Source organism: Tildeniella sp. (genome assembly GCF_059505325.1).
The window spans coordinates 149446-156330 of the sequence record NZ_JCACKI010000003.1 but is presented as its reverse complement, the minus strand read 5'-3'; the positions used below and the strand labels follow the sequence as shown (position 1 = coordinate 156330).

The following is a 6885-nucleotide window of genomic DNA, read 5'->3' as shown; positions in this document are numbered from 1 at the left end:
CTTCTCTGTGAATTGTCAGAGCCTGCTGAAAAGTCTCCAAGGCTTTCGGATACTGTCCCAGATTGCGATACACCTCGCCAATATTGCTAAGCGTGGTACCTTCCACTGGACGATTTTCCACTTCTCTGTGAATTGTCAGAGCCTGCTGAAAAGTCTCCAAGGCTTTCGGATACTGCCCCAGGTTGCGGTACGCCTCTCCAATATTGTTAAGTGTGAGACCTTCCCCTGAACGATTTTTCGCTTCTTTGAGAATTACCAGAGCCTGCTGAAAAGTCTCCAAGGCTTTCGGATACTGTCCCAGTCCTTGATACACAAGTCCAATGTTGTTTATTATGGCTCCCTCACCCTGGCGTTCTTTAATCGCACGAGTAATTGCTAGAGCCTGCTGATATTTCGTCAATGCGACTCGATACTGCCCCTTCTGTCGCAGTTGCCTTCCTTCGTTGTTCAATCGAGTTGCCTCAGCTCTGCGCTCTTGTATCGTCTGCGCTAAAACAGGATGGGCTGCCTGAGAAGCCACCAGCAGGGGCGGCATCACCCACAGTAGTGTTGTCATCACTAAACCAGCAGTCAGGCGGGGGCGCATCAGAAGGCTCCTTCTTAGAGAAAATCGCTTACCGAGTAATCTAACTCTCTGAGCGATCGAGCTTATGCAATTCCCCGATCTTTAAAGATTCCCAGCCACCGATGCCCTGAAGAACCGCAAAGTGCCGCTTTCTTGATCGCACGTCTGCCATTAACCCCCTTTCTCACCACACTGCATAACCCCCGATCGCCCAGAGTGATAGATTACTGATGCGCTTCTCTACTATCGGAGGATTATCTAATGCGCCCTGCTCTGAAGTCGGTTGGTTTCACCCTCCTGCTGGTTTGCTCGACTACGATCGCTTTCTGCACTCCTGCCAATATGGGGCGATCGCACCTCTGGGCACAATCCACGACAAAGCAAGACCGCAAAGCGGAGGCAGATCGCCTCTTTGAACAAGGCACAAAACAGTTTGAACAGAACCAGAATGAAGCTGCGATTGCATCCTTCCAAAAGGCGCTATCAATTTACCAGGAATTGAAGGAGAGGCAAAAAGAAGGACAGGTGCTGAAGGCGATCGGCAACGCTTATCTGAATCTTAAGAATTATGCCAAAAGTCTCGGCTGCTATCAGCAAGCGCTAATCATTGCTCGTGAGATTAAAGAGTCTGATTTAGAATCAAGAGTACTTAACAATATGGGCTTAGTTCACCAACGCCTGAAACAGATAGCGTTGGCAACCGTATCTTTTGAAGAAAGTATCAAGGTCGCTCAGAATGTACAAAACTTTAAAATGGTGCTACTTGCTTCATCTAATCTTGGGAGCTTATATGAAGATGCAAAGAAGTATGAAAAGGCAGCCGTTGCCTATCAGCAAGCAGTAGATGCAGCAAGAAAGGCAGAGAATCTGCAACAGGAAGTCAAGAATTTACTAAATATTGCGAACGTCTCTTTTTACGTTTCTACTTCCGAAGCAAACTATCAAAATATAGTTGAACTTACTCAGCAAGGATTAAAACTGGCTCAAAACATTCACGATGCAGAGCAGGAATCTAGAGCATTAGCGATTTTGGGTAATACTTATAAATATTTAAAGGATTATCAGAAAGCAATCGAATTCTATAAACAAAGTGTTACGGCTGCAAAGGAGGCAAAAAATGAATGGCGTGAGACTCTAATCTTAAATGCTATTGGAGAACTGTATCTTTACAGTCTGGAAAACTATGATGACGCAGCAAAATATGCTCAACAGGCTCTACTTGTTGCTAGGAAAATTGGTAATCGATCGCTTGAGTCAACTTCACTTTCTCTTTTAGGAAATAGCCTAAACAACTCAGGAGCTTATCAAGAAGCGATCAATTACCAATTAGAGGCTTTAGCAATTGATAGAGAAATTAAAGATCGTAATTCTGAAGCACGAGATTTGCTAAATATCTCAGCGTCTTATTGGTCAAGTAGAAATTACCAGAAGTCGATCGAATCAAGCTTGCAAAGTTTAGCGATTGCCCAACAAATTAAAAACCGCTATTTTGAAGCACTTGCTCTGACAGAACTGGGTGCCAACACATGGGGACTTAATGATTATGGAAAAGGAATTGGATATAACCAACAAGCCTTAGAAATTTATCAAGCATTGAAGGACTATGACAAAGAATTATTGGTTTTGCACAACTTAAACTCTAACTACCTTTATTTGGGAGATTATCAGAAGGTAGATGAGTATAGCAAACGGATTTTAGACCTTGGACGTAAAGTCAAAAACCGTGAGTTTGAAGGTACAGCATTGGCATTTTTAGGGTTTAGTTACTTCGGACAAGGAAATCTCCAGAAAGCGCTTGAGTATGGTCAACAGGCATTAGTTATTGCGCAAGAAACTAACAGTCCTAGATCAGAATGTTTTGCGCTGCTTGTTCTCAGTAGCGTTTACAGTAATTATGGGAATTACAATAAGGCATTAGAACTAGCTCAGCAAAGTTTAACAGCTGCAAGAAAACCTAAAGTCCGTCAACAACATGTTTCGCTTGAAGGTCTAGCACTAAATATACTTGGCACTCTTTACAGAAAAACTGGGCAAGTGGAGAAGGCAATTGCTACGTATCGAGGATCGCTAGTAAACAACACTACTGATTCCGCAGCAGCCCAAGTAGGTTTGGCGCGTACTTATCGAAGCTTAAATCTGCCTATTACTGCGATTACTTATTACAAACAAGCATTGACTGAGGTCGAGCAAGTCCGTAGAAAAATCTCCAGGCTACCTAGACCATTACAAGCTTCTTTTCTCAAAGCAAGTCAAGTGGATGACAGGGTTGAAAATGCTGATATTTATCGCGAATTAGCTGATTTGTTACTCTCGCAAGGACGAATTTTGGAGGCACAGCAAGTATTAGAACTCCTTAAATCCCAGGAAATCAGAGATTTTACGCGTGCAGCAAAAGCTGAAACTACAACACCCAATGTTCCTCTCACGCCCAAAGAAGGGCAAATTCTGGATAAGAGCAACAGCCTGATTGCGTTTGGGGTGAGAGTTGATGCATGCCAGCAGAAAAGTTGTTCCCAGCTAGACCAACTATTGAATCAGCGCGATGCCCTAAACCAGCAGTTTGACCAACAAGTGGAGGGAATTGAAAAGGAGTACCGCGATCGCGAAGTTAAAGATCGCACGACTCTTGCCCCCCAGGACTTTCTGCCCCAGGCGCAACAAATCGTCGAAGCACAACCCGGTACCATCCTGATTTACCCGCTTGTTCTGGAAAACAAAACCTGGCTTCTGTGGGCATCTAGAGGCGTTGTTGTCAAAAGTATTGAACTGCCGAATATTGGACAACGTCAACTTGGCGAAACCGTACTCAAGTTTCGTCAACTCCTGCAAAACCCTAACGCTAATCCTGATGAAGTTAAGGCAGTCAGCAAACAACTCTACGACTGGCTACTGAAACCTATTGAGCCAGAATTGAAAGCGAACCAAATTCAGAACCTAGTCTTCTCCCTCGATCGGGCAACCCGCTATATCCCTATGTCAGCCCTGTTCGATGGCGAAAAGTACCTGCTTGAACGCTACACGGTTTCGACCATTCTCTCTGCTGGCTACACCGATATGTCAGGTCAACCATCGCCCAGCACCCAAAGTACCAAAGTCCTTGCTCTGGGGTTATCCGATGCCAAAGCAGGCTTCAATGCCTTACCCAATGTGCCTGCTGAACTTGATGCGATCGTCCACCAAAGTAAGAGTGATAAGCAAGGAATCTATCCCGGTCTCAAACTCCTCAATGCTGCTTTTAACTTTCCAGCCCTACGGCGATACCTGGGTCGTTACCAAATTATCCACATCGCCACCCACGGCAAATTTGAGCCAACCAATCCTGAAAAGTCCTTTCTGGTGTTGGGCGATGGTAATCCACTGGCAATTCCTCGTATCCGCACGTTGCAAAACCTCCGTAATGTTTACCTGGTTGTTCTCTCTGCCTGTGAGACAGCTTTAGGCGGTGCTGACCAGGATGGCGTGGAAATCGCTGGCATCAGTTCCTATTTTCTCCAGAAAGGGCGGGCAAAAGCAGTTATGGCGTCTCTCTGGAATGTTAATGATGCCAGCACCAGTCGTCTCATGCAGCAGTTTTATAAAAACCTTGCAACAGGCAAAATGACTAAAGCCGAAGCCTTGCGACAGGCACAACTCAGCCTTATGAACGGCAAAATGACTACTAAAGACGCGCCTGCCCGATCAGACATCATAGTGACCGAAACCCGCGCAGGCAAGAAGCCTGGGAATTTTTCCCACCCCTACTACTGGGCACCCTTCATTCTCATCGGCAACAGTCTATAGCATCCTTGCATATCCTTAATGTGGCTGAGAGTGATAGTGCACTACAGCCAACGATATGCTTTTTGTCAGACCACTTGGTTCAACTGCGTCCTTTCCCTCTAGAGAGTCAACCGATGCCCCCCATCAAACGTCGTCATTTCTTACAAGGTGCTGGATCGACCCTGGCGGCGATCGGCTTCAGCCAAATGAACTTGTGGCAACAGGCAAATCAATATGGTCGCGTGCTGGCACAAGGCAAACCGGGCAGGAAATTGGCGCTCCTGGTCGGTGCGAACAATTATGCACCCCTGACGAACCTCCATGGTTGCCTCACCGATGTCCGCTTGCAATATGAATTACTCGTCCATCGCTATGGCTTTAACCCTAAAGATATTTTGGTAGTTGCCGATCGCAAGCTTCCCTTTACCGACTACGAGCCCCTCAAACCTACCCGCCAGAACATTCTCACTGCCTTTGAAACCCATCTGATTCAGCAGGCAAAACCGGATGATGTGGTGGTGTTTCACTATTCAGGGCATGGCTCACTCGTGCGTGACCCCAACCCGCTGCCACAACTCATTAAAAATGAGGATGGTGTCAAGCAAACTGTGCCCAATACCGATCGCGTCAATGGCACGATCGTGCCCATCGATCGTCAAACGTCCCGTCCGGATGAAGTGCAGGACATTATGGGACGCAGTTTGTTCCTCTTGATGCGCGCTTTGAACACCGAAAACATTACAGTCGTACTCGATAGCTGCCATTCGGGTGGCGGGTCACGGGGCAATCTGGTGTTTCGGAACGTCCCATCCCGACTGGATCTGGGTACACCTGCAAACCCCAGTCCTGTGGAATTGGAGTACCAACAGCAGTGGATGAGCAAACTCAAGCTCACGGAAGCTAACCTCACCACCTTGCGCCAAAAAGGCATTGCCAAAGGGGTGGCGATCGGCTCCGCGCAGTACGATCAACTGGCAGCCGATTCGCCCTTTGATGGGTTCCATGCGGGAGCCTTCACCTATCTCCTCACCCGTTATCTATGGCAGCAGGCTACCGACGAGCCGATTCGCGATGTGTTTGTCAGCCTAAGTCGCAGCACCCGTGATGTCTCTCGCAGTGGTGGACTCACGCAAGAACCGATTTTTGCCGCCAATCCCGACAGCAATGGTCAGAAGCCCGTCTACTTCAGTCCACCGCCACGCCCGTTTGCCGAAGCCGTGGTGCAAACGGTGGATGCCAGCGGACAGATCCAGTTCTGGTTAGGTGGCATTTCTTCCCGGAGTTTGGAAGCCAACAAAGAAGGCAGCATTTTTAGCGTGATTGACGATCGCGGCAAAGAAATTGCTGAAATTGAGCAAGTGAACCGCTACGACGGCTTAACGGCAGTCGGTAAACTCCGCAAAGGGTCGTTGCAAGGCATTCGTCCCGGTACGTTGCTGCGCGAACGAGTGCGCGGCTTGCCGTCCGATTTAAAACTGAAGGTGGGACTCGACCCCTCGCTGGGTACAGACCTTGCGGCTGCTAAAGCAGCACTCCAGACGATCGATCGCGTGGAAGTGGCGGCATCCAACCAGAATATGAACTATCGGGTGGGACGCATGACAGCGGCGTATCGCGGACAACTCTCCCGCTCCACGGGCACGCCACCAGAGGTGGGCAGCCTTGGGTTGTTCACTGCGAACTTGCATCCGCTGACTCCCACCTTCAAGCAGCCCAACGAGTCGATCGCCGATGCCATTGAACGCCTCGCACCGCGCTTAAAGTCCTTTCTGGCAGCAGAAGTGCTGAAGGCGATCGGAGGAGTCGATAATCTGGTCACGAGTCAGTCCGCCACGAACCAACAGACAGGAGCCATCCAAGTGGAACTGCGTCCCGATGCACCGACGCAAACCAATCTGGGACGCAATCGCTTCCAAGCAGGCACCCAGATTCGCGTGAATGTGACCAACACGAGCGATCGCGATCGGTTTGTCGCCGTCATTTCTATCGGCGACTCTGGCAACCTGCGGGTGCTGCTTCCCTACCTGGATGCACCGGAAGATCGGGCACGGATTGCGCCCAGGCAAACGTTGACGGTGCCTGAGAAAGGGGTGACGCTGACATTGGGTGCGCCTGGTTCGCTGGAGGTCATGGTGCTTTCCAGCGGTGGCTCGATTGTGGAGGCACTCAAAGCACTCAAGGCGATCGGAGCACGAGGGGGCGTTTCATCCAGTCGGGAGCTTTCCCGTGCGCCGATGGATGGTAGCGATACGCTGGATGTGGTCGGTAGTTTACTCGGCAACATCGATCGCAACACGCGCTCAGACATTGTTGTGAGTGCCAGTGTGCAAGCGGTCGATGTGAAAAAGTATGCCGTCGTCTCAACGGTAATTGAAGTGGTCTAGTGAAAGGGGCGATCGTCCTGCACTTGCTTGCTTATAGAGTCATTTGAGGCTGGAACGATAGCACTTGGAACGGCATCCATCGCGCTTTAAACCAGAACGATCGCATTTGAAGCTCGATCGTCCCTTTCCACCCCCCAGCTTGCTGAAATCTGCATAACCTTACCTGACTGAGAGTGA

General features: G+C 48.9%; 3 protein-coding genes. 2 read left to right on the top strand and 1 reads right to left on the bottom strand.

The window, feature by feature from the left end; genetic code table 11:
• Positions 1-586: tetratricopeptide repeat protein (locus AC5JO6_RS01460; RefSeq protein WP_496079256.1), on the bottom strand; the 586-nt coding region annotated here is incomplete at its 3' end.
• A 321-nt stretch (positions 587-907) separates the two neighbouring features.
• Between AC5JO6_RS01460 and AC5JO6_RS01455 the strand changes: the two genes are divergently transcribed.
• Both AC5JO6_RS01455 and AC5JO6_RS01450 read left to right on the top strand, forming a co-directional pair.
• The gene (locus AC5JO6_RS01455; RefSeq protein WP_496079255.1) at positions 908-4345 is read left to right on the top strand and encodes a CHAT domain-containing protein; all 3438 of its coding nucleotides are present in this window, start codon (positions 908-910) and stop codon (positions 4343-4345) included.
• 113 nt (positions 4346-4458) lie between these two features.
• Positions 4459-6708 (top strand): caspase family protein, encoded by a 2250-nt coding sequence (locus AC5JO6_RS01450; RefSeq protein ID WP_496079254.1) that lies wholly within the window; start codon positions 4459-4461, stop codon positions 6706-6708.
• Positions 6709-6885: the final 177 nt, after the last annotated feature.